Annotated in this window: 20 protein-coding genes and 3 pseudogenes; 9 read left to right on the forward strand and 14 right to left on the reverse strand. The window is 44.0% G+C overall.

The features are described from left to right. The first annotated feature begins 174 nt into the window (after positions 1 to 174). The gene (locus tag BLW34_RS05410) at positions 175 to 1776 is read left to right on the forward strand and encodes a hypothetical protein (RefSeq protein WP_090576631.1); all 1602 of its coding nucleotides are present in this window, start codon (positions 175 to 177) and stop codon (positions 1774 to 1776) included. Positions 1777 to 2157: 381 nt separating this feature from the next. Beyond that, positions 2158 to 2484: pseudogene (locus tag BLW34_RS05415) on the forward strand (IS5/IS1182 family transposase); the annotation flags it as partial. Between the two features lie 64 nt (positions 2485 to 2548). On the opposite strand, the gene BLW34_RS05420 reads toward BLW34_RS05415, so the two are convergent. From BLW34_RS05420 to BLW34_RS05445, 5 genes and pseudogenes are all read right to left on the reverse strand, one after another. Continuing rightward, positions 2549 to 3565 (reverse strand): glycosyltransferase family 4 protein, encoded by a 1017-nt coding sequence (locus BLW34_RS05420; RefSeq protein WP_090576637.1) that lies wholly within the window; start codon positions 3563 to 3565, stop codon positions 2549 to 2551. Then, positions 3562 to 4485, reverse strand: coding sequence for a UDP-2,3-diacylglucosamine diphosphatase (locus BLW34_RS05425; RefSeq protein ID WP_090576640.1), 924 nt, complete (start codon positions 4483 to 4485; stop codon positions 3562 to 3564). Before BLW34_RS05425 ends, BLW34_RS05420 begins: the two co-directional genes overlap by 4 nt. Positions 4486 to 4487: 2 nt before the next feature. Beyond that, on the reverse strand, positions 4488 to 5324 hold the full coding sequence (locus BLW34_RS05430; RefSeq protein ID WP_090576643.1) for a GNAT family N-acetyltransferase: 837 nt from the start codon (positions 5322 to 5324) through the stop codon (positions 4488 to 4490). Positions 5325 to 5886: 562 nt separating this feature from the next. Next, positions 5887 to 6575 (reverse strand): annotated as a pseudogene (locus tag BLW34_RS16795) (IS5 family transposase); the annotation flags it as partial. Between the two features lie 159 nt (positions 6576 to 6734). Further along, a complete protein-coding gene (locus tag BLW34_RS05445) occupies positions 6735 to 7580 on the reverse strand; it encodes a cytochrome C assembly family protein (protein WP_090576776.1) in 846 nt (281 codons plus the stop codon). A 122-nt stretch (positions 7581 to 7702) separates the two neighbouring features. Here BLW34_RS05445 and ffh point away from each other — a divergent pair, with 122 nt between their 5' ends. Next, complete coding sequence (gene ffh, locus BLW34_RS05450) at positions 7703 to 9052, forward strand: signal recognition particle protein (protein WP_090576649.1); 1350 nt, start codon at positions 7703 to 7705, stop codon at positions 9050 to 9052. Positions 9053 to 9093: 41 nt separating this feature from the next. Here ffh and BLW34_RS05455 read toward each other — a convergent pair whose 3' ends face one another. Genes BLW34_RS05455 through coaBC form a run of 3 tightly spaced genes read right to left on the reverse strand, consistent with a single transcriptional unit; the run spans position 9094 to position 11202 of the window. Then, positions 9094 to 9543: a DUF192 domain-containing protein gene (locus tag BLW34_RS05455; RefSeq protein WP_090576653.1), complete on the reverse strand. Its 450-nt coding sequence runs from the start codon at positions 9541 to 9543 to the stop codon at positions 9094 to 9096. Continuing rightward, positions 9537 to 9986: a dUTP diphosphatase gene (gene dut, locus BLW34_RS05460; protein ID WP_090576657.1), complete on the reverse strand. Its 450-nt coding sequence runs from the start codon at positions 9984 to 9986 to the stop codon at positions 9537 to 9539. Before dut ends, BLW34_RS05455 begins: the two co-directional genes overlap by 7 nt. Positions 9987 to 9996: 10 nt before the next feature. Beyond that, positions 9997 to 11202, reverse strand: coding sequence for a bifunctional phosphopantothenoylcysteine decarboxylase/phosphopantothenate--cysteine ligase CoaBC (gene coaBC / locus BLW34_RS05465; protein ID WP_090576660.1), 1206 nt, complete (start codon positions 11200 to 11202; stop codon positions 9997 to 9999). Between the two features lie 150 nt (positions 11203 to 11352). Here coaBC and radC point away from each other — a divergent pair, with 150 nt between their 5' ends. The 3 genes from radC to rpmG all read left to right on the forward strand — a co-directional run bounded on the left by radC (position 11353) and on the right by rpmG (position 12528). Continuing rightward, positions 11353 to 12027: a RadC family protein gene (gene radC / locus BLW34_RS05470; protein WP_090540711.1), complete on the forward strand. Its 675-nt coding sequence runs from the start codon at positions 11353 to 11355 to the stop codon at positions 12025 to 12027. A 63-nt stretch (positions 12028 to 12090) separates the two neighbouring features. Continuing rightward, positions 12091 to 12327, forward strand: coding sequence for a 50S ribosomal protein L28 (rpmB, locus tag BLW34_RS05475; RefSeq protein WP_090540713.1), 237 nt, complete (start codon positions 12091 to 12093; stop codon positions 12325 to 12327). A 45-nt stretch (positions 12328 to 12372) separates the two neighbouring features. After that, positions 12373 to 12528, forward strand: a complete 156-nt coding sequence (gene rpmG, locus BLW34_RS05480) for a 50S ribosomal protein L33 (protein ID WP_090540716.1) — start codon at positions 12373 to 12375, stop codon at positions 12526 to 12528. A gap of 316 nt (positions 12529 to 12844) precedes the next feature. Here rpmG and BLW34_RS05485 read toward each other — a convergent pair whose 3' ends face one another. Both BLW34_RS05485 and tsaE read right to left on the reverse strand, forming a co-directional pair. Next, entirely contained in the window at positions 12845 to 14182 is a 1338-nt protein-coding gene (locus BLW34_RS05485; protein WP_090576663.1) for an N-acetylmuramoyl-L-alanine amidase, read from the reverse strand. Then, the gene (gene tsaE / locus BLW34_RS05490; RefSeq protein WP_256203609.1) at positions 14164 to 14652 is read right to left on the reverse strand and encodes a tRNA (adenosine(37)-N6)-threonylcarbamoyltransferase complex ATPase subunit type 1 TsaE; all 489 of its coding nucleotides are present in this window, start codon (positions 14650 to 14652) and stop codon (positions 14164 to 14166) included. The genes BLW34_RS05485 and tsaE overlap by 19 nt, the downstream gene beginning before the upstream one ends. Between tsaE and queG the strand changes: the two genes are divergently transcribed. Next, the gene (queG, locus tag BLW34_RS05495) at positions 14647 to 15729 is read left to right on the forward strand and encodes a tRNA epoxyqueuosine(34) reductase QueG (protein ID WP_090576666.1); all 1083 of its coding nucleotides are present in this window, start codon (positions 14647 to 14649) and stop codon (positions 15727 to 15729) included. The genes tsaE and queG overlap by 6 nt on opposite strands. Positions 15730 to 15829: 100 nt before the next feature. Here queG and BLW34_RS05500 read toward each other — a convergent pair whose 3' ends face one another. Both BLW34_RS05500 and BLW34_RS05505 read right to left on the reverse strand, forming a co-directional pair. Further along, a complete protein-coding gene (locus BLW34_RS05500; protein ID WP_090576669.1) occupies positions 15830 to 16192 on the reverse strand; it encodes an exosortase system-associated protein, TIGR04073 family in 363 nt (120 codons plus the stop codon). Between the two features lie 159 nt (positions 16193 to 16351). Next, positions 16352 to 18046 carry a glutamine--tRNA ligase/YqeY domain fusion protein gene (locus BLW34_RS05505; RefSeq protein ID WP_090576673.1) on the reverse strand — a complete coding sequence of 565 codons (1695 nt, stop codon included), beginning with the start codon at positions 18044 to 18046 and terminating at the stop codon, positions 16352 to 16354. A gap of 175 nt (positions 18047 to 18221) precedes the next feature. Between BLW34_RS05505 and lysS the strand changes: the two genes are divergently transcribed. After that, positions 18222 to 19736, forward strand: a complete 1515-nt coding sequence (lysS, locus tag BLW34_RS05510) for a lysine--tRNA ligase (RefSeq protein ID WP_090576676.1) — start codon at positions 18222 to 18224, stop codon at positions 19734 to 19736. A 665-nt stretch (positions 19737 to 20401) separates the two neighbouring features. Continuing rightward, entirely contained in the window at positions 20402 to 20548 is a 147-nt protein-coding gene (locus tag BLW34_RS17340) for a hypothetical protein (protein WP_371263916.1), read from the forward strand. Here the strand turns inward: BLW34_RS17340 and BLW34_RS16800 are convergent. Together BLW34_RS16800 and BLW34_RS05525 are read right to left on the reverse strand one after the other, a co-directional pair. Next, positions 20490 to 21050 (reverse strand): annotated as a pseudogene (locus BLW34_RS16800) (transposase); the annotation flags it as partial. The gene BLW34_RS17340 and the pseudogene BLW34_RS16800 overlap by 59 nt on opposite strands. A 189-nt stretch (positions 21051 to 21239) precedes the next feature. Further along, positions 21240 to 22412 carry an alkaline phosphatase PhoX gene (locus tag BLW34_RS05525; protein ID WP_090576685.1) on the reverse strand — a complete coding sequence of 391 codons (1173 nt, stop codon included), beginning with the start codon at positions 22410 to 22412 and terminating at the stop codon, positions 21240 to 21242. Positions 22413 to 22419 lie beyond the last annotated feature (7 nt).

Raw genomic sequence — 22419 nt, forward strand, 5'->3', positions numbered from 1 at the left:
TAAACTTCTAACTTTCTGATATCTAGGCCCTGCTGTCCAAGTATCAGCGGTCGTGATGAGAAGCGGTCTAATAAGCAGTGGTATTTTTATATTTTAATGTAATAGTAATATGCTTGTAATGTTGGCTTGTTAGATTTGCGCTACCTTAAATAAAAACTTGGAGGTGGGTGAATCATGCTTAAATTAGACCATATAAAAGGAAAACTAATAACGACATCAGCAGTTCTGTTGAGCGCTGTCGCAATGAATGGATATGCAGCAACAGCGACCTTTGATCCAGCATCAGGTATTGTAGATCTTCCGGTTGTAGAAGTTTTGAATGGCGCATCGTCTTCATTCTATAGTGCTAAATTACAATTGGTTAATGGAAATCAGCTGAAATTAATCGCAGCTGATCCTGTCTCAGCAACACAAGGACAGCGTAACGTTTTTGATTCTAGCACTGCTGCAGTACATGTCCCTTCGATCGCTGTGGGATCAGATAATTTTTACGCTAAATTGAGATTAGTGCCGGGTTCAGGCCCGCTGAGCTTTACACTTGAACAACTCGTCAGTAATGAATTCCAAGGTTGCCCAAGTTTTGCAGTCCCAGGATCTACGCCAGGATCCTGTCTCTTAAGCGGTGAAATTAAAACTGATATTACGCTGACAAAGAATATCAACTGGATTTTATCGGGCGGTGTTTATATCGGTGGCGATAATACTGAAAGTGCAACAATTACTATTAATCCAGGAACCAAAATTTTTGGGCAGCAAGGTGCTGACTATCTGTGGATAAGACGTGGTTCAAAAATTATGGCGGAGGGCACACCCGATAATCCGATTGTAATGTCTGGCTCAGGACAATTGGCGGCTGGCGAATGGGGTGGTCTGGTCATTTCTGGAAATGCACCGGTGAATGGTTGTAATGAAGGTGTGGCTGTTTGTGAAATTCCTAACGAGGCCATTCCTTCTGAGTTTTTTGGCGGTAACAATCCGGCCGACAACAGTGGGGTAATAAAATATGTTCAGATTCTTTTTGCTGGCTTTGCCGTGCGTCCAGATGAGGAGCTCAATGGACTGACATTGAATGGAGTCGGCTCAGGAACGGTCATTGATTTCGTGCATGTTCATGCGGGTCTGGATGATGGTATAGAGATGTTTGGCGGTACTGCTCAGATGAAACATCTGGTATTGACTCATATAGGCGATGATAGTTTGGATTGGGGAAGTGGTTGGACTGGACGTGCACAGTTTGTTGTGGTTTTTCAGTCTCCTAACGATGGTGACCGGGGTATTGAGGCCGACAACAACGAAAAAAATAATAATCTTCTTCCTCGCGCCAAACCGATTCTGTCTAATATGACCTTTATAGGCTCTCCGGTTGCCACTGAAGGTATTCTGCTGCGTCGTGGTACCGGTGCGAATATCTGGAACTCAGTAATCACTGGTTTTCCTACTTGTATAACCATAGATGGGGCGGCCACTTATGAGAATGCTGGTTTTCCAGGGAGTTTGAGTGGCGAATTAACCATGGTCAATTCCTTTGTTCAGTGTGCCAATAACTTTATAGATGGCACGGGTGCTACATTTACTGTAGCTGATTGGTTCTTGTCCCAGTCTGGAAACAGGGCAGAGAATCCTCTCCTGAATAGTGTTTTTCCTGCAGCCGGATCACCGCTGATAGGAGGAGGAGCTGCGGTAAACGATCCTTTCTTTGATTCTGTAGACTATGTCGGTGCATTCAAGGATGCGAATGATGACTGGGTTTCAGAATGGATACACAAGTTTTTCTAAGTGGTTGTGATTTAAAAGGCTTCTTTTTATTTGGGTCTGAGTAAAGAAGTCTCTGATAAAAGTATAAGATAATCCCCGGCTATGCCGGGGTTATTATTTTGGGGTTTCAAAAGAGGCTTGTTTCCGGTGGAGTATGCCAGGTGTGTTAAAGCGCCATAATCCGAATTACCTGATGAATGTCTGCGAAAAAGATCGATTCCGGGATTCCGTTATGAGAGGCAAGTGATGGTCTGGTGAGAGATGCCACTTAAAAACTGCGATACCATTACATCTATCTGGCTGTAATCATAAAGCTACAATTAGGTCTCAGTAAGCTTGCATACCTTGATATGTGCTGAATTTCCTAAGAGCCTGTTCACGATCATGTGAATGTCGTAGACTCTGGGGAGGAAGAAGAGATACCCAAGCGACATTAGCCGAGAGGCATTTGAAGATGTCCGGCCTCTGTTGGAGAGCGTGCGCAAGCAGACAAAGCCAAGGACAGTTGATTTATATGAAGTAAAGTGGAGTGAGCTTAGTCCAGACGGCGCAAGTGCTCTGGAACGGGCTTTAAAAAAATGTAGTTGGCGTGACCCGTACAAAACAGGGGCGCAAATCCTCGACGAGCTTTTGATCGTCGACGCACAAAGTGTAAAAAACACGGATAGTGCTCATGCGAAGGACTACGATGCAGGAAAGAAAGTCTCGGGGATCAAGCGCCACATCAGCCAATACTGGCTCAGTTCTGTTGGCCATTGACACAGGTTCTAAAAATTCTTACATCTAGTTATAGTTATTGCCGGATAGGTACTAAATAATCAGTAAAACTCTTTGCAGCAGTACCCCAGCTAAAGGCCTCAGCTCTTGCGCGCGCTTCCTGCCGGGAAATTTGCAGGGCTTTTAAAACGGCATCATTCAGATCATGTGACATAACCCCTCCTCCACTCTTACCGATGACCTCCAAGGGACCGTCAACAGGATAACAAGCTACGGGCGTGCCTGTTGCCATGGCCTCAAGTAAAACCAACCCAAAGGTGTCCGATTTGCTTGGAAATACAAAAACATCAGCGCTGGCATATAACGTAACTAACTCGCTGCGAGGCAATATTCCGAGCCAATATGCCGCAGGAAAGCGTTGCCTGAGTTGTTTTTCCATTGGCCCTACACCGCAAACTACCTTACTACCGGGGAAATCCATTTCCAAAAATGCTTCAATATTCTTTTCATATGAAATACGACCCACAAATAGTGCCACGGGCCTTGGTAAAGCACCTAAAGTTGGAAACAAAATGGGTTGATCATGGTATCTAAAGAGATCAATATCAACTCCATGCGTCCAAGGTTTGAGATTCTGGAAACCTCGCCTTTGCAAGCCGGATAAAACAGATTGTGTAGGAACCATCACACTTGCTGAAGGTTGATGAAAACGTCTAAGCAGTGCATATCCCCACGAAACAGGAACTTTAGCTGATGCATTAAAGATTTCTGGGAATTTTGTGTGAAATGCAGAGGTAAAAGACCAACCTGATTGCAAGCACAAAGAACGTGCAGCCCAGCCTAGCGGACCTTCAGTAGCAATATGTATTGCCTCAGGCTTAAGCTTCTTCAGAAATTGTGACAAATTCTTTTTAGGCCGAATTGCCAGATCAATTCCTGGATAACCCGGACAAGGGCGAGTACTGAAAAGACCCGGGTGAATGATTTCTACATAATGATCGAGCTTTCTGAGTTCTTTAACCAGTTCTATCAACGTCGTTACCACACCATTAACTTGTGGGTGCCATGCATCACTAATCAGTGCAATTTTCACGCTGGAACCTCATCTTTTTTTTCGATCTTTACCGTAGCTGGAACGCCATCAGCCGAAGTGTCTACAGTTACAATTTGATAATAGCTGTCTGTTTCTCTTTGAAATTGAGGCCAATGGATCAATTCCATTCGCCCGTCAATGTGTTCTACTAATGCAGTAAGGCTCTCGACCCAGTCTCCATCATTACAGTACACAATACCATCGATATCACGCATCTCAGCATGGTGTATATGCCCGCAGATGACACCATCGAGTCCACGACGACGTGCTTCCATAGCAACGGCCTGCTCAAATGAAGTGACATAGCTGACTGCTGTTTTAATTTTGTATTTCAGATACTGTGAAAGCGACCAATAAGGCATACCTAATCGGGCACGGAGGGAACTCAAATAACGATTTAGCTTTAGAGTTAATTCGTAAAGGTTATCTCCGACGTAAGCAAGCCATTTAGCACACTGCACGACTCCATCAAAATAATCACCATGTATTATCCAGAATCTACGACCATCAACAGTCTCATAGATAACTTCATCCGCTACTTCTATACCACCAAAGGAGTGGCCTAAAAACTCACGGGCAAACTCATCGTGATTACCCGGAACATACACCACCTTGCAGCCTTTCCGGACACGGCGCAGTAACTTCTGTATCACATCATTATGAGCTTGAGGCCAATACCAGCGCCGACGTAACTGCCAGCCATCGATAATATCCCCAATCAGATAAAGCTGTTCACTGGGGTAAGCTTTTAAAAAATCCACCAAGGCTTGTGCCTGGCAACCCGGGGTGCCGAGATGGATATCAGAAATAAAAACAGTCCGAACTCTTGGGTTAGTAATTTTTTCTGAGGAATCTTCGTCTTCTGAAATAGAAGCTATAAGATCAGGACTAGCATAAAAATAACCTTTGAGCTTATCCATGACTACCCCAGAAAATGTTTGCGGTAGCGGCTAGATAGATCATCCATTCGCATCAACATGGGCAAATCAGCAGTATTAAAGTTAGGATCCCATGCAGGCGCTCCTAATACCTTAGCACCGATGCGTAAATAACCTTTAAGTAGTGGAGGGGGAGCAATTTTTAATGATTGATCCAGATGGTCGACTGGCAGAGGTAAGTGTGGTCTAACTTGATAATGAATATCCACCCTATACTGATCCCGAATTTGACGCCAAATACTTGCAGCAGCATGTCCTGCACCGATTCGATTGCTGTCACTTGAACCCATATTCATCGGTATGCTAACACAGCCCATCATATGACTTAACTGCTTACGCGCCATAAAGCTAATCAATTCTTTCCACAATGCTTTGATGACAATTCCATCACGATAATCCTTATGCACACAACTTCGGCCTAATTCAGCCATATTCTCTCGTAACGACTGCAAGGAAGTTAGATCAAATTCACCTTCGCTGTAAGTTCTCCCAGCAAGCCTGGCTTGTGCCGGGGTCAGCACACGATAAGTTCCAATGACCTGCCAGGTTTTACGATCTCGCACTAACAAGTGCTCACAAAAATCATCAAAAACATCGATATCATACCCAGGAATATGGGTTGGGAGAGTTGCGCCCATTTCATCAGCAAAAACTTCATATCTCAGCTTCTGAGCTTCACGAACCTCACTTTTATTTTTCGCCCAGGTGGTCACGATATTTGATTTCTTCACCCAATCAGCAGAAAAGTACGAAGCAGGCTCTAGTATTTGAATTATTTTTTGCGGGAAAATATTTAATTGCATATTAAGTGACGTATTCATGTCTAATTCCTTATTATTGTTAGGTTATTGAGCTGCTTGACGCATTAGCTACCTACTATTCTCGGGAAATCTCATGAACTTACTGTGTCGCTTTTATGAAATTACTATGAAAGTTCCATTCATTCTGAGTCTGCTCAATTGCTAACGCAGATCTTCTATTAATATTTAATTTTTAATTTGACAGGAAGTGCGAATTCTTGATCAGGTCTGGGTGGAAGCGACTCAAGGCGGAGTTAGAGTCGTTTCCCCAGTTGATGAGAGTTCCTTCAAATTAAGGAACAGTTTCCGATCTTTGCCATTCTAATAAAACGTTATTTTTTGTGCCGGTGATGGCTAACCAATGGTTGCAGTTAGCACTGCCGTCGTTTTCGGATTGGCTGGCAAGATGCAAAGAGAAGGATTCAAGTACCTTTGTTCATTAGCAATAAGGGTTTATACGTATTTATTTATTCTTATTGAAAAGCTAGTATCAATGTTTGGAGCCTGGCCCCTACTGCAAAGATCTGTTACTTCAGATAAGGAGAGCTGCCATGACAAGTACCAAGCAAGCCTTTTCATCTCATTCTAAGCAGGCAAAAGAGCGTTCGACAACCCAGCGTTGCGGCATGACGGTGAAAGTGTGAAGTTTGCTCCGCTTGGCAATCTGCACCTTGGTTCCGAGTAGCGCCTCTACCGCCTTGGCGAAAGGTTGGCCTGGGTATCCACCCTCGGCCAGAATGCATTGCACTTGCCGCAATTTTACTGCACAGCGTCCGGGCGCAAGAAAAGCGCTCTTACGATCCGTTACCTCAGCAGTTGTGACGGCAATCGCATGGGGAAGTCCTTGTGTATCGACCGCGATGTGGCGCTTGATCCCCGACACTTTCTTTCCTGCATCGTAGCCCTTCGCATGAGCACTATCCGTGTTTTTTACACTTTGTGCGTCGACGATCAAAAAGCTCGTCGAGGATTTACGCCCCTGTTTTGTACGGATCACGCCAACTACATTTTTTTAAGGCCGTTCCAGAGCGCTTGCGCCGTCTGGACCCAGCTCACTCTACTTGGAAAAGTACGCATGTACCGTTCGCCACTTGGGAAACTCACTCGGTAGCATCCGCCATTGGCACCCGCTTTTCAGCAAATACAGCACGCCGCAAAATACTTCTTATAAATCAACCGTCCTTGGCTTCGTCTGCTTGCGCACGCTCTTCAACAGAGGCCGGATATCTTCAAATGCCTCTCGGCTAATATACTTGGGTATCTCTTCCTCATCCCCAGAGCCTACGACATTCACATGATCGTGAACAGGCTCTTAAGAAAACAATATGCAACAAAATTTATGGTATATATAATATGAGAGCTTTAGAGATCTATGCTCTGAATTAACAATGGCTTAAGTATTATTTCGGAGTGATTGAATCGAATTTCTCTTCACCGATCCAGTATAATCTCCAGAACAAATTTACTGCCAATATAGGCAAGTAGGAGAATTATAAAACCGGTCAAAGTCCAACGAATAGCGGTACGTCCTCGCCAACCATAAAATTGCCTTCCTATAAGCAGTGCTGCGAATACACCCCAAGATATAAAACTGAAAAGCGTTTTATGTGAAAATGTAACAGATTGACCAAAAACTTCTTGTGAAAATATTATTCCGCTCAGAAGTGTCATAGTGAGGAGTATGAAACCTGCCCATATAATGCGGAAAAGCATTTTTTCCATGACTAGAAGCGGAGGCAGATTTATCAGCAGCGGTGACATGACTGGGTGATGTAAGCGATACTCTAATATCGCCATGAGGATCGCGTGGAGTGCAGCGATGGTAAATAGGCTATATGCAAGTAGGGCAACCAGCAGGTGCGCCTTGAATGCAGGTAATTCAGTATTGCTAAGAGGATGGAGTGAGGGGAGTATTAAGGGCAGTAACACTGCAATTGCTGCCACAATTGCAATGGGTGCAATCAAATTCTGTAATTCTTTCAGCCGTGAAAAAAAGCCTGAGAACCAGTAAATCAAGACGGTCAGCCATACAATAGATGAGATTGCATTACCCACACCAAAGCTGAGCCCAGTATCTATAAATATAGATTCATAAAGTATGAAACCATGGAGTGTGAGTGGGGCAAGCATGACAAAACGCTCCCACTTGATAATTGATGAAGTGTTTCTGTCAGCACTGGGAGGAAGGGGTTGATTGTTCCATCTGGTACGCCAGAAATGCCATCCAACTAATGCATAAAACAGAAAAGCTGAGATATAAACTAGAATGCTGAGCATTAACATAGCAGATCTAAAAAACGGATTTGTTCAGTCTACCTTGCACTTGTATAAATTCAAAGCGCTATTATTATAATTTTAGGGTGCTATGTCATTAGCACTGAATTTTTTGAGGAATAAATATGTTTGACAATCTAACTCATCGCCTTTCCAACGTCATTAAAACGCTGCGTGGAGAAGCAAGATTAACTGAGAGTAACATACAAGCTGCCATGCGTGAGGTGCGCATGGCATTACTTGAAGCTGATGTTGCTTTACCTGTCATTAAGGATTTTATTGAGCGGGTAAAACAAAAGGCGATCGGGCGGGAGGTAATGGAAAGTCTTTCCCCTGGGCAGGCATTAGTAGGGGTTGTTCATCAAGAGCTAATGGCCATCATGGGAGGGGAGAAAGCAGATCTTAACCTTAGCACTGTACCGCCTGCAGTTATTCTCATGGCTGGTTTGCAAGGTGCGGGAAAAACCACGAGTAGTGGAAAATTAGCCAAATGGTTGATAGATAATAGAAAGAAGAAAGTAATGCTGGTCTCTTGTGATATCTACCGACCTGCCGCTATTGATCAATTAAAGCTGTTGTCCACTCAAGTGGGCGCTGATTTCTTTCCGGTACAAGCAGGTCAAAGACCAGCAGAAATCTGTACCGCTGCATTGGATTATACCCGCAAACATCATCATGACGTAATGATCGTCGACACCGCGGGTCGCTTGGGTATTGATAAAGCGATGATGGATGAGATTACTGAACTTGAAGCGCTACTTAAGCCTATCGAGACACTTTTTGTCGTTGACGCAATGCAAGGGCAAGACGCGGTAAATACTGCAAAAGCATTTGCTGATGCGCTTCCTTTGACAGGCGTTATCCTGACCAAGCTTGATGGAGATGCGCGTGGTGGGGCAGCCTTATCAGTGCGGCATGTAACGGGTAAACCGATTAAGTTTACAGGCGTTGCTGAAAAATTGACTGGCCTGGAGCCATTTTATCCTGATCGTATGGCTTCTCGTATCCTGGGTATGGGTGACGTACTGGGACTGATTGAAGAAGCGCAGCGTAGCGCAGATCAGAAGGAAGCTGAAAAGCTAATGAAAAAAATGAAATCAGGCAAGGGATTCGACCTTGATGATTTCAAGATGCAATTCCAGCAGATGAAAAAGATGGGGGGGATGAGTGCAATGCTGGAAAAACTGCCTCATCAATTGACTCAGGCTGCTCAGAATATGAAGGTGGACGATAAAATAATTAATCGCACTGAAGGGATTATCAATGCCATGACGCGACAAGAACGCGCCAAACCAGAAATTATTAAGGCGTCACGTAAGCGACGCATTGCTGCAGGATCAGGTGTCTCTGTTCAGGAAGTGAATCGTTTACTTGCGCAATTTGAGCAGGCTCGCAAGATGATGAAAATGGTCAATAAAGGTGGAATGGCCAAGATGATGCGAGCAGTAAAAGGAATGTTGCCACAAATGCGCTAGAATCAAGGATGATGTTAAAGAAAAATCTTTTTGTGGTTTGATTATTCTGCTTCAGGTGCTTGTTCGAGTCCCCGTACCTGAATTCCTGTTTTGATATCTTTTTTAGCGAACCAGCCAAGATTCATTTCAAGCGCATATTTTGCTGGCTTGGCTGAATAATGTGGGGTGACTGAGTGCGGGGTCATGTCGGCAACATTGAGAATCACCCCTTTCTCGTCAAGAAACGCCACGCTGAGGGGAATAGAGGTATTGAGCATCCACATACCGTAAATGTTTGTTTTGGGAAACACAAATAGCATGCCGCTGTTTTCATCTAATTGCGAGTGATACATTAGTCCTTGCGCGCGCGCGGTCGGGGTATGAGCTATTTCTGTGTATAGTGTATGCTCTAAAATTTTAAGAGGAATCACTGTGGGTACAGTCGATGTGTCTGAGCTAACCGCTGCTGGCAGCAGAAAAATAGTGATCGCAAGAAATAAGTATCTTAACATTTACCTGTACTTCCAAAACCGCCTTCACCGCGGTCAGTCGGTTGGAAGCTTTCGACTACATTGAAATGAGCTTGCAGGACAGGAACGATAACCAGTTGGGCAATCCGCTCTAGCGGGTTTAGCAGGAAGCCTGTCTGTCCACGATTCCAACAAGAAACAAAAATCTGCCCCTGATAATCCGAATCGATCAATCCAACCAGGTTTCCCAGTACGATTCCGTGTTTGTGACCAAGACCAGAACGAGGCAATACCATTGCAGCCAAGCCCGGATCATTCAAATGAATTGCAATACCAGTTGGGATTAACTGTGTTTCTCCAGGTTGTACTTGAATGGGGTGCTCAGTACAGGCGCGCAGATCTAATCCTGCTGATCCTCGTGTGGCGTAAGCTGGAAGCTGATCCTTTAGACGTAAATCAAGAATTTTGATGTCAATTTTTTTCATACGAAAAGAGTTAGGAATGATGTTTTTTATATAAGGTAGCAATATGCTCGATTAAGCGGCGTGCCTGATCAATTTTAGGTGCTTTAGCTAGCGTATGTTTGCCATTATCATCAAACAGCATCAATGTACTGTCATCTGAACCCATTGCTTCCTGAGCAAAATTTGCGATGAGCAAGGGGAGGTTTTTTTTGTGGCGTTTGATTTCTGCATTTTTATCAATATCCTCTGTTTCAGCGGCAAAACCAACACAGAAGGGTGGATTTGGCAAATTGACTACGTATTGCAAAATATCCGGATTAGGAACGAGATCAAGCACCATATTGTTATCGGTTTTTTTTATTTTTTGTGTGTGACTAATGGCAGGGCGATAGTCTGCAACGGCGGCGACGCTTATAAAAATGTCGTTAAGGGTCACTTCATTTTTGACTGCAGCCAGCATATCGCTTGCACTTGTTATGGGAATAAGCTTTTTAACGGCAGGATAAGTCAAGCAGACCGGGCCCGAGATTAGCGTGACTTCTGCACCCGCCTCAAGCGCAGCATTCGCGATTGCAAAACCCATTTTTCCAGAACTTAAATTGATGATTCCGCGTACTGCGTCAATCGCCTCAAAAGTAGGGCCGGCCGTAATGAGGACCCGTTTTCCTTGCAACAATCTGGGCTGAAAGAAATTCTGTACAACCTCAAAAAGTTCGTGTGGCTCTAACATACGCCCCATTCCTGTTTCACCACAGGCCTGAATGCCATAAGCAGGGCCAAGAATAGTTATATTATCTTTTTTTAGCGTAGTCAGGTTACGCTGTGTTGCGGGATTTCCCAGCATTTGCTGATTCATGGCGGGTGCAATCATTAACGGACAATTACGAGCAAGGCATAGTGTTGAAAGCAGATCATCCGCTAAACCATGCGCAATTTTTGCGATGAAATCAGCGCTTGCGGGCGCGACTAAAATGGCATCGACAGCACGCGATAGATCGATATGCGCCATGCTGTTATTAACACTATCATCCCAAAGTTGTGTGTATACCGGTTTGCTGGTTAATGCTTGTAAAGTGGTTGGTCCTAAAAAATGACGAGCTGACTCAGTCATAACAGTTTGTACTTCAATGCCGCCTTGTACGAGTAGGCGTGCGAGTTCAGCAACCTTATATGCTGCGATACCGCCAGTTATTCCAAGTAACAAACGTCTACTATTCCGAAAATTTATGGCTGCCATAGATGCGCGCTTATTAGCTAAAAACGTGAAATAAAAGATTTAGGTTATGCCAAAACAGATAATATTGATGAACATAATCAATTTACTGGATTGTTACAAAAAATAGCCGTTAATTTGAATATGATGATTTTTTACATGATTCATTAAATAATGGCAATTACAGATTGGCCTGAGTCGGAGCGTCCGCGTGAGAAACTTCTAAGAAAAGGGGCAAGAAGCCTTTCAGATGCTGAGCTATTAGCTATTTTCTTGCGTACCGGTATTGCAGGTAAAAGTGCTGTGGATCTCGCCAGAGAGTTATTAAAGCATTTTGGAGGTCTGACAGAATTATTTCTCGCCGACCAAGACACATTTTGTCAATTACCCGGCATAGGAGTAGCCAAGTATACACAGTTACAGGCTGTTCTGGAAATGGCGCAGCGCGCACTCGGAGAAGAACTGAAAAGTGGTGATGTCATGGATTCACCTCAATCAGTACGCGATTACTTACGCCTTAAACTGGTTGGCAAGGAGCACGAGATTTTTGTCGGTATTTTCCTAGATGCTAGAAACCGCACCATTGCTACTGAGGAATTATTTACGGGTACACTGACTCAGGCTAGTGTTTATCCACGTGAAATAGTCAAGCGCGCATTATATCATAATGCGGCAGCCATGATTTTTGCTCATAATCATCCATCTGGCGTCGCAGAGCCAAGCAAGGCCGATGAAATTCTGACTCAATCCCTGAAACAAGCACTCGCACTTGTAGATATAAAGGTGCTGGATCACTTCATTATTGGTGATAGAGACACGCTTTCGTTTGCTGAACATGGCCTGATTTGAATTGAAGAATCCATTCAAATCAGGATATAATCGCTAGTTTTATAAACCTAGGAGTGCGTAAACATGGCGCGAGTATGTGAAGTGACTGGTAAGAAACCTATGACTGGTCATCATGTTTCCCATGCAAACAACAAAACAAAACGTCGTTTCCTACCAAATTTACAGCATCGTCGATTCTGGGTGGAAAGTGAGAAACGATGGATTAGCTTACGCTTAACCAATGCAGCATTGCGTACTATCGATAAAAATGGGATTGATGCTGTACTTGCCAAAATGCGTTCGCGTGGGGTGAGCGTTTAGCATATAAGGCAAAGATTTTACTTTAAATAGGATGGGAATGTAGTTATGCGTGAAAAAATCAAACTTGAATCTTCAGCAGGGACTGGCCATTTTTATACAACAACTAAAAACAAGCGCGCTAAGCCGGAGAAAATTGAGATCATGAAATATGATCCAGTAGTAAGAAAGCATGTCAAATATAAAGAAACGAAATTAAAATAGCGAAAAAATATTAAGTAACACTCTACTATTTTGGCCTAATTCATAAACGAAAGCTATTTTTCTACTCTGCCAAGAGTGTAATCAAAGACCATAAACCAGCATCGTTGAATGGATTCCTTTTGTCTCTTGGCGAGGGGAATCTGCGAGGCATAAATAACCTAAAATAGACTATGTCGTCTTTAAAATAATACTAGCCTCGCGAGCTATCTTCCATCGCTCATCTTGAAGATCTATGGGGGTTTTCCGTTACCTTTTTTGCATCTATATTTCTATATAGAAGCAGCGATTAATAAAAAAATCTCGTGTGGGGAAGAATTTACTCAGACTGAGCTAACTCAGTATGAGTTGGTATTGGACTGACAGCAAAGTAGCGTTTAATCCCAATGGTAATAGCATTAGCCATCTTATCCTGATACGCTTGACTTCTTAGCTTTTCTTCTTCAGTTGGATTACTAATGAATGCGGTTTCTACCAAGATAGATGGAATGTCGGGTGATTTGAGAACAGCAAATCCTGCTTGTTCTATATTCCTCTTATGTAAATGATTTATGTTGCCAATTGCTGATAGTACGTTACCGGCGAGCTTAATGCTGTCGTTAATAGTCGCATTTAATGATAAATCTATTAAAGTCTTTTTAAGATAATGATCTTTGTTATCAAGCTTAACCCCCCCGATTAAATCGGATTCATTTTCTTTTTTTGCTAGCCAACTTGCTGTCGTGGAAGTTGCGCCATTTTCCGACAATGCATATACAGAAGAGCCACGTGCCTGAAGCCTGGGAACAGCATCTGCATGAATAGATATAAACAAATCGGCATTTGCCTTGCGTGCTTTTGTGCGCCTTACTTCAAGAGGTAAGAAATAATCATCATCACGAATTAATACAGCACGTATATTGGGTTCTTTGTCTATTCTAGCTTTGAGCCTTTTTGCGATGGCCAGGGTTACATCTTTTTCGTGGGTCCCGCTGGGCCCAATTGCGCCAGGATCTTTTCCTCCATGTCCTGCATCAATTGCAACGATGTGAGTTTTTGATGACTTATTGGTGGGCTTACGATCAAAAGTTGTTAGCAATTCTCCTGACTGCTTGTGACTGCCGCTTTTCGTGGGTGCCCTGCTTTCAAATTCTTGCACAAGCGCCATTAATGGATCTTCCTTTTTATGGGATATAGTAGTCTGTTCAGGAGGGTAGATATCCAATACGAGGCGGTGGCCAAATCCATCCATTGGCTCGAGGGTAAACATCCGAGGCACAGCATTGCTTTTTAGTCCTAAAACAAGGCGTACCCCATGTGGTGTAAGGCGTTCTATATGCGCCGCACGAATGAAGGGATCTTTGGTATTAACTTTCCCTGGCAGGCTTTTAAGTGCTGGGGTTAGTGCAACTCCCTCGAAATTCATAATGATTTTTCGAGGATTATCTAGGGTGTCGAGAGTATAGTTGATTGGTATATTAGATTCGAGTGTTAGCCGAGTATATTCTGGGCCTGCCCAGAGACGCGTAGATGTAATCTGTGTACTTGCGATGACACTATTGCTGAATAAGGAAATGAGTATGGAGATTAATGAGAAAAAAGCCAGAAATAGAGTCTGATAGTTCTTAGCTGCAATGATGTTTAAAGTAACCTCATGTTTTACCAGTATTTTAAGCATTTTTTTCCTGTCCTTGTTCCGGCTTGAATCTTGATTTTTCGACCTAACTCATTGAACCGAAAAAGAATCTTTATATCTGCATCTGGCAATAGTTTGTCAGCTTTTTCTGGCCATTCGATCAGGCAAATTGTTTCTGCATTAAAGTAATCACGAAAACCCGCTTCCTCCCATTCAATGGGATCATTGAAACGATAAAAATCAAAGTGATACAAGTATAACCCAGAAAATTTATAGATCTCAACCAGATTATATGTTGGGCTTTTCACTTTTCCTTGATATCCCATCGCACGCAAAATGCCGCGAGTTAATGTGGTTTTCCCTGCACCTAGATCACCATTGAGAAAAACAATTAAGCCAGGATGCAAGATGTTCGCAATTTTCTTACCCAGCGCTAGCGTTGCTGTTTCATCAGCAAGCTGTAAAATGAGAGGTTGCTCTGCGCAAGAGTCAAAAAGAAAAGGATTATGCAAGAAGAGATCTCCATAAATTCATCACTAGATGTTGTCCTGTTAAAACAATCTATCAAGAATTGGGGTAAACAGCTTGGTTTTCAAGATATCCGTATCGCTGATGCTAATGCTGACATGTCTTTAGTTGAAGCAGGACTATCCGCCTGGCTGGATAAAGGCTTTCATGGTGACATGGATTATATGGCAAAACATGGTACTAAACGTACTCGCCCTGCAGAGCTTGTACCTGGGGTATTGCGAGTGATTTCCGTGCGAATGAATTATACACCACCAGCAGCAAAGGAAAGTTGGAGTATTATCCATGATAGTAATAAGGCATTTATTTCACGCTATGCAGTTGGGCGCGATTACCATAAAGTACTGCGTGCGCGACTGCAGAAACTGGCAGACAATATTTCCGAGAAGATAGGCCATTTTAACTATCGTGTTTTTACCGATAGCGCGCCTGTCATGGAAGTAGAGTGGGCAAAAGAATCTGGCCTTGGATGGCGTGGCAAGCATACTTTACTGTTATCCAGAGAAGCAGGCTCATACTTTTTTCTTGGGGAAATGTATACTGATTTGCCGCTACCTGTAGATGATCCCATCGGGAGTTATTGCGGAAGCTGTACTCGATGTATTGATATCTGTCCTACTCAGGCAATTATTGGGCCTTACCAATTGGATGCCAGACGATGTATTTCTTATCTTACTATTGAGCTGAAGGGCAGCATTCCTGAAGTTTTGCGGCCTCTGATCGGTAATCGAGTTTATGGTTGTGATGATTGCCAATTGATCTGCCCTTGGAACAAATTTGCCAAAGTAACACAAGAAGCCGATTTTGCCGTACGTAATGGATTGGATGACGTATCGCTAGTGGAATTGTTTTGCTGGAGTAAGGAAGAGTTCGAATTAAAGCTTGCAGGTAGCCCTATACGCCGAATCGGTTATGAGCAATGGTTGCGTAATCTTGCAGTTGGTTTGGGTAATGCTCCTTCATCTCCAGCGATCATTGAGGCGCTGCAAGCACGCAGCAATGATCCTTCATTATTGGTACGCGAGCATGTGCAATGGGCGCTGCAGCAACATGATAAATAGTTTGTTGCGCTTCCATTGATATTCGTTATAAAAATATTGTAACTGGAAGATTCTTCCAGAATCACCAAGCGTGGACGATTCTGGAAAAATTCGATTTATCCTAGCGCATGCGCCAAGCAGTATAAGTCGTTTCCCTGTTGAAATCATCCCAGATATAGGCGGGATTTACTATGGGGGTAGTTGGAACCAGAAAAGTGGCGATATCGAGTGCTCCGGTTAAGGACCGGCCTAGTGTATGGACAATACCAATAAAGAATCCAGCGGTCATGCCATAGGTAGCCCCTTTATTACGACCGGTAATCATCATGGTTTTTGGAATTTCTACCACTCCAGTCACTGCGTTGGCCACACCATTCGCTAGTTTTTCTCCAACTTTAATGGGGTAATCAGTTGCCATTGCTATAGTTGGGAAAAAGAAAGCTAGTGAGAGTAGCACTAACAGCGATGCGATCGATTTTTTCATTAAGTTCTCCTAAATCAGAATAATACAATAAGTGCATCTACTCAATTCGGGTGTACTGCTCAAGTAACACCATCAAACATGACAATATCACAAGTTATCGTCATTTCTTAAATTAGTTGTTATTGCTTGAATCGTAGATTTCAATTATCGCCAATCTGATTAGCTAATCCGCGCTTCCTTTATTATTTTTTCCCATGTGTCGCGCAAGGTAACAGCCCGATTAAATATCGGTTTTCCTGGTTTTGTGTCGATGCGATCTGCTACGAAGTAGCCATGACGTTCAAATTGGAATCGTTGTTCAGCTTGTGTATCAAGAAGAGAAGGTTCGAGATAAGCGGCTATGATTTGTTTTGAATGCGGATTCAAGTGGGATTTAAAGTCTTTGTTACCCGTGTCGGGATAGGGATGGTTAAACAAGCGATCGTATATTCTTATTTCTGCTGGTTGGGCATGTCTGGCAGATAGCCAATGAATATTTCCCTTGACCTTGCGTGTGTCGGCGCCAGCGGTGCCACTTTTGGTAGCAGGATCGTAAATACAGTGGATTTCTTCTATTTCACCGTGATCGTTCTTCACAACAGAGACACATTTTATGATGTAAGCATAGCGCAAACGAACTTCTGCACCGGGCGAGAGGCGGAAATAGCCTTTGCTGGGAATTTCCATAAAATCGTCCTGCTCGATATAAACAGTTTTAGTAAGGGGTAACATTCGTTTTCCCCACTCTGGTTTTTGCGGATGATTAGGCGCATAACATTCTTCTTCCTGATCTTCAGGAAAATTATCGATCACAAGCTTTAAGGGTTTTAATACTGCAATCCGCCGTAAAGCATGCTCATTGAGATCTTCTCTCAGGCAATCTTCCAAAATAGTCATGTCTATCCACGAATCTGCTTTGCTGATACCGATGCGCTCAGTAAATAGGCGAATGGATTCGGGGGTGTATCCACGACGACGTACGCCTGCCAGGGTATTCATGCGCGGATCATCCCAGCCATCTACAAAATGACCTTCTACTAATTCAATCAATTTGCGTTTGCTCATCACGCAATAAGTGAGATTTAATCGAGCAAACTCGATTTGCTGTGGATGACAGGGAATTTGGCCATCTAATTGATCTAGCACCCAATCATACAGTGGCCGGTGGTCTTCAAATTCTAAGGTACACAGAGAATGGGTAATGCGCTCAAGTGCATCCGATATGCAGTGTGTAAAATCATACATCGGATAGATGCACCACTTATCGCCTGTACGCTGATGATGAATATGGCGAATACGATAAATGACTGGATCGCGCATATTGATATTGGGAGAGGCCATGTCAATCTTGGCGCGTAATACATGGGTACCATCTGGAAATTCGCCAGCGCGCATGCGCCGGAACAAGTCCAGGTTTTCTGCTGCGGAGCGATCGCGGTAGGGACTGTTTTCACCGGGCTGATTCAAGGTGCCGCGTAATTGACGAATTTCATCGGCGGACAGGCTATCCACATACGCTTTTCCTTCTTTTATCAGATATTCAGCAAACTCATATAATTTCTCAAAGTAATCAGATGCATAGTAAATATGCGTCCCCCACTCAAAACCTAACCACTTGACTGAGTCACAGATGGCATCTACGTATTCTTGCGCTTCTTTTTCTGGATTAGTATCGTCAAAACGTAGGTGGCATATACCGCCATAATCGCGTGCAAGACCGAAATTGAGGCAGATGCTTTTAGCATGACCGATGTGTAGGTGGCCATTGGGTTCGGGTGGAAAACGTGTTTCTACTCGCCCATGCCATTTACCTGTACGGTTATCCTCATCAATAATGTTGCGAATGAAATTTGAAGAAATAGGTAATGTACTCACAAATTTGTCTTTCTAATTGGGTTGGGAATGCGATCATCAAAACAACTATAATACAGCTAGCAATATTATAGAGTGTGTTTTGCCAGCCAAGACCAGAATAAATAAATGAAGTAAATGCAGCGCGAAATACATAAAAAGCCCCGAACCTAATATTTATTAAGCAAATTAAATTTTTATGACTCAAGAAACTCAATCTGCTATTTCCCAAGACGAGAACCATATCATTGCAGAACGGCGTACTAAGCTGACCGAGCTACGCAAAATCCGTAATGCTTTTCCCAACGACTTTCGTCGCGATAGCCTGGCTTCAGAATTACACCATCACTATAACTCGTTTACCAAAGAAGTGTTGGAGACAGAACAGGTTGTCGTAAAGGTTGCGGGACGTATGATGTTCAAGCGCATCATGGGTAAAGCAAGCTTTGCCACCATTCAGGATATGAGTGGGCGCATCCAGCTTTATGTATCCAATGACCATACCGGTCAAGCTGTTCATGAAGCTTTCAAGCATTATGATCTGGGCGATATTTTGGGTGCTGAGGGTATTTTATTCAAAACCAAAACTGGCGAGTTGTCCGTGCGAGTGAGCCATTTGCAGTTACTGACGAAATCCTTGCGGCCGCTTCCGGAAAAATTTCATGGCTTAGCTGATCAAGAGCAGAAATACCGCCAGCGTTATCTCGATTTAATTACCAATGAAGATGCCCGCAGGGTTTTTTCCATACGTTCCAAGGTGATTCAGGCTATTCGCGAGTTTTTTGTGGCGAGGAATTATCTCGAAGTAGAAACGCCCATGATGCATACAATTCCGGGTGGCGCAACGGCGCGACCTTTTACTACGCATCATAACGCACTGGATATGGCGCTCTACCTGCGCATCGCACCTGAACTCTACTTGAAACGATTGGTGGTCGGAGGAATGGAGAAAGTTTTTGAAATTAATAGGAATTTCAGGAATGAGGGGATTTCTACCCGGCACAATCCTGAATTCACCATGCTAGAATTTTATGAAGCCTATCAGGATTATGCTTACCTGATGGATTTCACTGAAGCCATGCTACGAGAAGTCGCGATAAAAGTGCTGGGAACGACCCAAATCACCTACCAGGAGCGTCAGATCGATTTATCACAATCGTTTGCAAGAATGACTATTATGCAGGCTATTCAAAGGCATTACCCAGAATATACGACTGCACAGCTTAATGATCGCAATTTTCTGATAAGTAAACTGCAGGAACTGAGTATTGCGTATAACGCAGGGGATGGGATAGGTGGATTGCAGCTTTCCCTATTTGATGAAACGACTGAGCATCTATTATTCCAACCAACTTTCATTGTTGATTATCCGGCAGAAGTATCACCTTTAGCGCGCCGGAATGATCATAATCCAGAAATCACAGATCGTTTTGAGCTTTATATCGCCGGACGTGAAATTGCAAATGGTTTCTCAGAATTGAATGATCCAGAAGATCAGGCAGCGCGTTTTCTGGAGCAGGCTAAAGCTAAGGAAGCGGGCGATGCAGAGGCCATGCATTATGATGCTGATTACATTCGTGCACTGGAATATGGCCTACCTCCAACAGCAGGAGAGGGGATTGGTATCGATAGGTTGATCATGTTACTCACAGATAGTCCCAGTATTCGTGATGTCATCCTGTTTCCTCAATTACGGCAAGAGCAGGAAGAGTGAGTGTTATGTTCTTCTCAGGGTAACAGATGCAACAAGGAGACTTTGTCCAAGTTTTGCATATAGGAGGCTAATATATGGCTGTCGACATGAAATGACGGCGATGGCTATTTAAATATAAATACGAGCTTTCAGACCACGGAAGATTTCTAGTTTAATGACAAAGCCTTGCTGGCAACTGTTAGCTGGCAGGGTAGTTGCGATCGCAATCTTCCGAGTACCGGACCATTTGCAGTTCGTATCTGTGAAGACGATGGAACAAGAAATTCGACAATCGGTTTTCTGCAGCCCAGAGTGCACTGACTCGAGAACCAGGGTGAGAGCGGTATAAACTGATATCGTGAAGTTAATGATAATGATTGGAAACTAGATAGTTGACCCTGAAACACTTCAGAAATTAGTATAGATATTGGCATTAAGGGATACTCAAAGGGTATGAAATTCACCAGAATTGAGTGAGTTAACCCCTCATTTCTGGTGAATTAATGAAGTCAAAGAAGCAAGAATACACCCTCTGCGACGATCTTTTTCGGATGAGACTGGAGCAGATGTTAGACCAGCGCCACGAGCGGTATCGCCTGGCAGGGAAAATTGATTGGTCAATGGTAGAAGAGCGGTTTGAACGGCTGTATTCCGATGAAGGCCGCCCAGCTATTCCGATCCGCCTGATGGTAGGGCTGCACTACCTGAAGCACACTTTCAATGAATCGGATGAAACGGTGGTGAAACGCTGGCCGGCTCACCGTCATGCACTTGCAAGCTTCGCAATAGGGCTTCGATTTCCCAGTCACACTCGGCCAACTGTAAGCCGATGAAGTCGAACATGGCGAGCGCCTGCTTAAGTGCAATCAGGTGTTCGGTGCGCCAGTTGCCTTGCAGGCTTTTGGCAATCTCATCCTCGCTGGCGCGGATGCGCATGTTTCTCATCGCAGCCAATACTTGTCCATCTCGCTCGCCAGCAACGAAGGTGCGCAGAATTTTCTGCCCTGTTTCTCCCGCGACGTCGGAGATGACGTTGGCGAGTTGGATATTCATCTGCGTAAGTGCTTTTTGCATATGCTGCACATGACGTCCTTGAGTTTTCAGGAGCATTCCTCGCTGACGCTACACATCGAATTTACGGCCCGAGACGCTCTTGACGTGGCGTGCGTTGACTAACAGCACGGTGAAGCCGCGTGACTCCAGCAACTCGAACAAGGGAATTCAGTACACACCAGTGGATTCCATAGAAACTGTATCAACGCCGCAGGCGTCGAGCCAGTCAGCCAAGGCATTAAGATCATCCGTGAAGCTCGGAAACTCTCGTACCGGTTCATCATCCCGGTCGGGTTACTCAGCAAACAAAGTGAGAGGCGCTCTGCCAATGTCGATAACGTCACCCATGACCACGCTATTCTGCGGGCACTATGCACCATTGCTATATCGGTCCTCTGCAGCGCCACATCTCACTTTGCCATAATCTAGCTACTTTGTGTTTCTTCGGCACGATTTGCGGCATCCGGCCGATTACTTCGCTATTATCTCAAAGATAATTCCATTTTCATGACGCCCGGTTTTTCCTCTTGGGGAACTGAAATACAAGCGTGATCCATCTGGACTGAAAGCCAGTCCTGCTATTTCGGAGCGGTCATGACCGACAAGCTGGAGCAAAGGTCTGATTGTTCCGTCGGATAGAATAACAATCTGCATATCTCCGTTATCCTCAGCGACAAGTAACTCGCCCGCAGTATTAGTAATAATATTGTCAACACCCGTCAGTATGGGTGAAGCATAGCGTGCTGCGTCGTAAATAATATCAAGGTGGTTATGATGGGTATCATACGCCCATACCTTGTCATCCCCTTTGGTTGTGAAGTATATGATTCCCTGGTGATACCAGATTCCTTCACCGCCATTAAAATGACTGCTTTGCTTGACTTGTTTGCGTGTGACGATAGTTGCTGCATCCGGGTCAGGCAGGCGATGCCAGCGTATTGTTTTCTGCCGATCACCTAGGATTTCTGCCACTTCAAGAAAGCCATCTTCCAGATCAGGGTGACCTGCTGCATTAAGTGAATTGGGGGTATAACGATACAGACAACCATCAGGCTCATCTTCGGTGAGGTAAAGTCGTTTGTTTTTTGTATCGACGGCCACGGCTTCATGTTTGAAACATCCGAGTGCTTTTCTGACTTGAGCTGGTTTTTTTCCAAAGGGATCGCACTCCCAGACACGACCCCGTTCGGTTTCTTCACACGACAACCATGTTTGCCAAGGAGTGGAGCCACCTGCGCAATTAAGATTAGTATTCTTCAGAATAGGATAGGTATCGATCAGTTCTCCTTCATGATCGAAGCGAAGCGCCCCCACCCCTCCAGCGTTATTTTTCATTTCGCTATTGGATACATAAATCCAGCCATCTTCATCAGTAGCAAAGGTAGCACCGCCATCAGGTGCCGCGTGCCAAATATAACCAAACAGGTTTTGTCCTGAATAGGCAACGATTCGAGAGGTATAGCCTTTGGGCAGACGAACTCCGTTCATATCAGGTGCCTGAAGGGAGCCAATTGAGGTGAGGTTTGACATGGCTGCTTTACTGGCGCTGAGAACTAGCAGATTATGGGACAGAGCAGCGCCTAACCCTATGCAGCCATATCGGAGCAGTCTACGACGCTGGAAATCGACAGGGCTATTTTCCATGAGAAAT

Source organism: Nitrosomonas sp. Nm58, assembly GCF_900107335.1.
GTDB lineage: Bacteria > Pseudomonadota > Gammaproteobacteria > Burkholderiales > Nitrosomonadaceae > Nitrosomonas.

Bases quoted from the DNA above. Each gene is read 5' to 3' on its own strand.
- lysS (WP_090576676.1), top strand. From the start codon at position 18,222: ATGACTCAAGAAACTCAATCTGCTATTTCCCAAGACGAGAACCATATC.
- BLW34_RS05455 (WP_090576653.1), bottom strand. From the start codon at position 9,543: ATGTTAAGATACTTATTTCTTGCGATCACTATTTTTCTGCTGCCAGCA.
- BLW34_RS05425 (WP_090576640.1), bottom strand. From the start codon at position 4,485: ATGGATAAGCTCAAAGGTTATTTTTATGCTAGTCCTGATCTTATAGCT.
- BLW34_RS17340 (WP_371263916.1), top strand. From the start codon at position 20,402: ATGGTAGGGCTGCACTACCTGAAGCACACTTTCAATGAATCGGATGAA.
- dut (WP_090576657.1), bottom strand. From the start codon at position 9,986: ATGAAAAAAATTGACATCAAAATTCTTGATTTACGTCTAAAGGATCAG.
- BLW34_RS05430 (WP_090576643.1), bottom strand. From the start codon at position 5,324: ATGAATACGTCACTTAATATGCAATTAAATATTTTCCCGCAAAAAATA.
- ffh (WP_090576649.1), top strand. From the start codon at position 7,703: ATGTTTGACAATCTAACTCATCGCCTTTCCAACGTCATTAAAACGCTG.
- rpmG (WP_090540716.1), top strand. From the start codon at position 12,373: ATGCGTGAAAAAATCAAACTTGAATCTTCAGCAGGGACTGGCCATTTT.
- coaBC (WP_090576660.1), bottom strand. From the start codon at position 11,202: ATGGCAGCCATAAATTTTCGGAATAGTAGACGTTTGTTACTTGGAATA.
- BLW34_RS05445 (WP_090576776.1), bottom strand. From the start codon at position 7,580: ATGCTCAGCATTCTAGTTTATATCTCAGCTTTTCTGTTTTATGCATTA.
- radC (WP_090540711.1), top strand. From the start codon at position 11,353: ATGGCAATTACAGATTGGCCTGAGTCGGAGCGTCCGCGTGAGAAACTT.
- BLW34_RS05525 (WP_090576685.1), bottom strand. From the start codon at position 22,412: ATGGAAAATAGCCCTGTCGATTTCCAGCGTCGTAGACTGCTCCGATAT.
- BLW34_RS05500 (WP_090576669.1), bottom strand. From the start codon at position 16,192: ATGAAAAAATCGATCGCATCGCTGTTAGTGCTACTCTCACTAGCTTTC.
- queG (WP_090576666.1), top strand. From the start codon at position 14,647: ATGCAAGAAGAGATCTCCATAAATTCATCACTAGATGTTGTCCTGTTA.
- BLW34_RS05410 (WP_090576631.1), top strand. From the start codon at position 175: ATGCTTAAATTAGACCATATAAAAGGAAAACTAATAACGACATCAGCA.
- BLW34_RS05485 (WP_090576663.1), bottom strand. From the start codon at position 14,182: ATGCTTAAAATACTGGTAAAACATGAGGTTACTTTAAACATCATTGCA.
- rpmB (WP_090540713.1), top strand. From the start codon at position 12,091: ATGGCGCGAGTATGTGAAGTGACTGGTAAGAAACCTATGACTGGTCAT.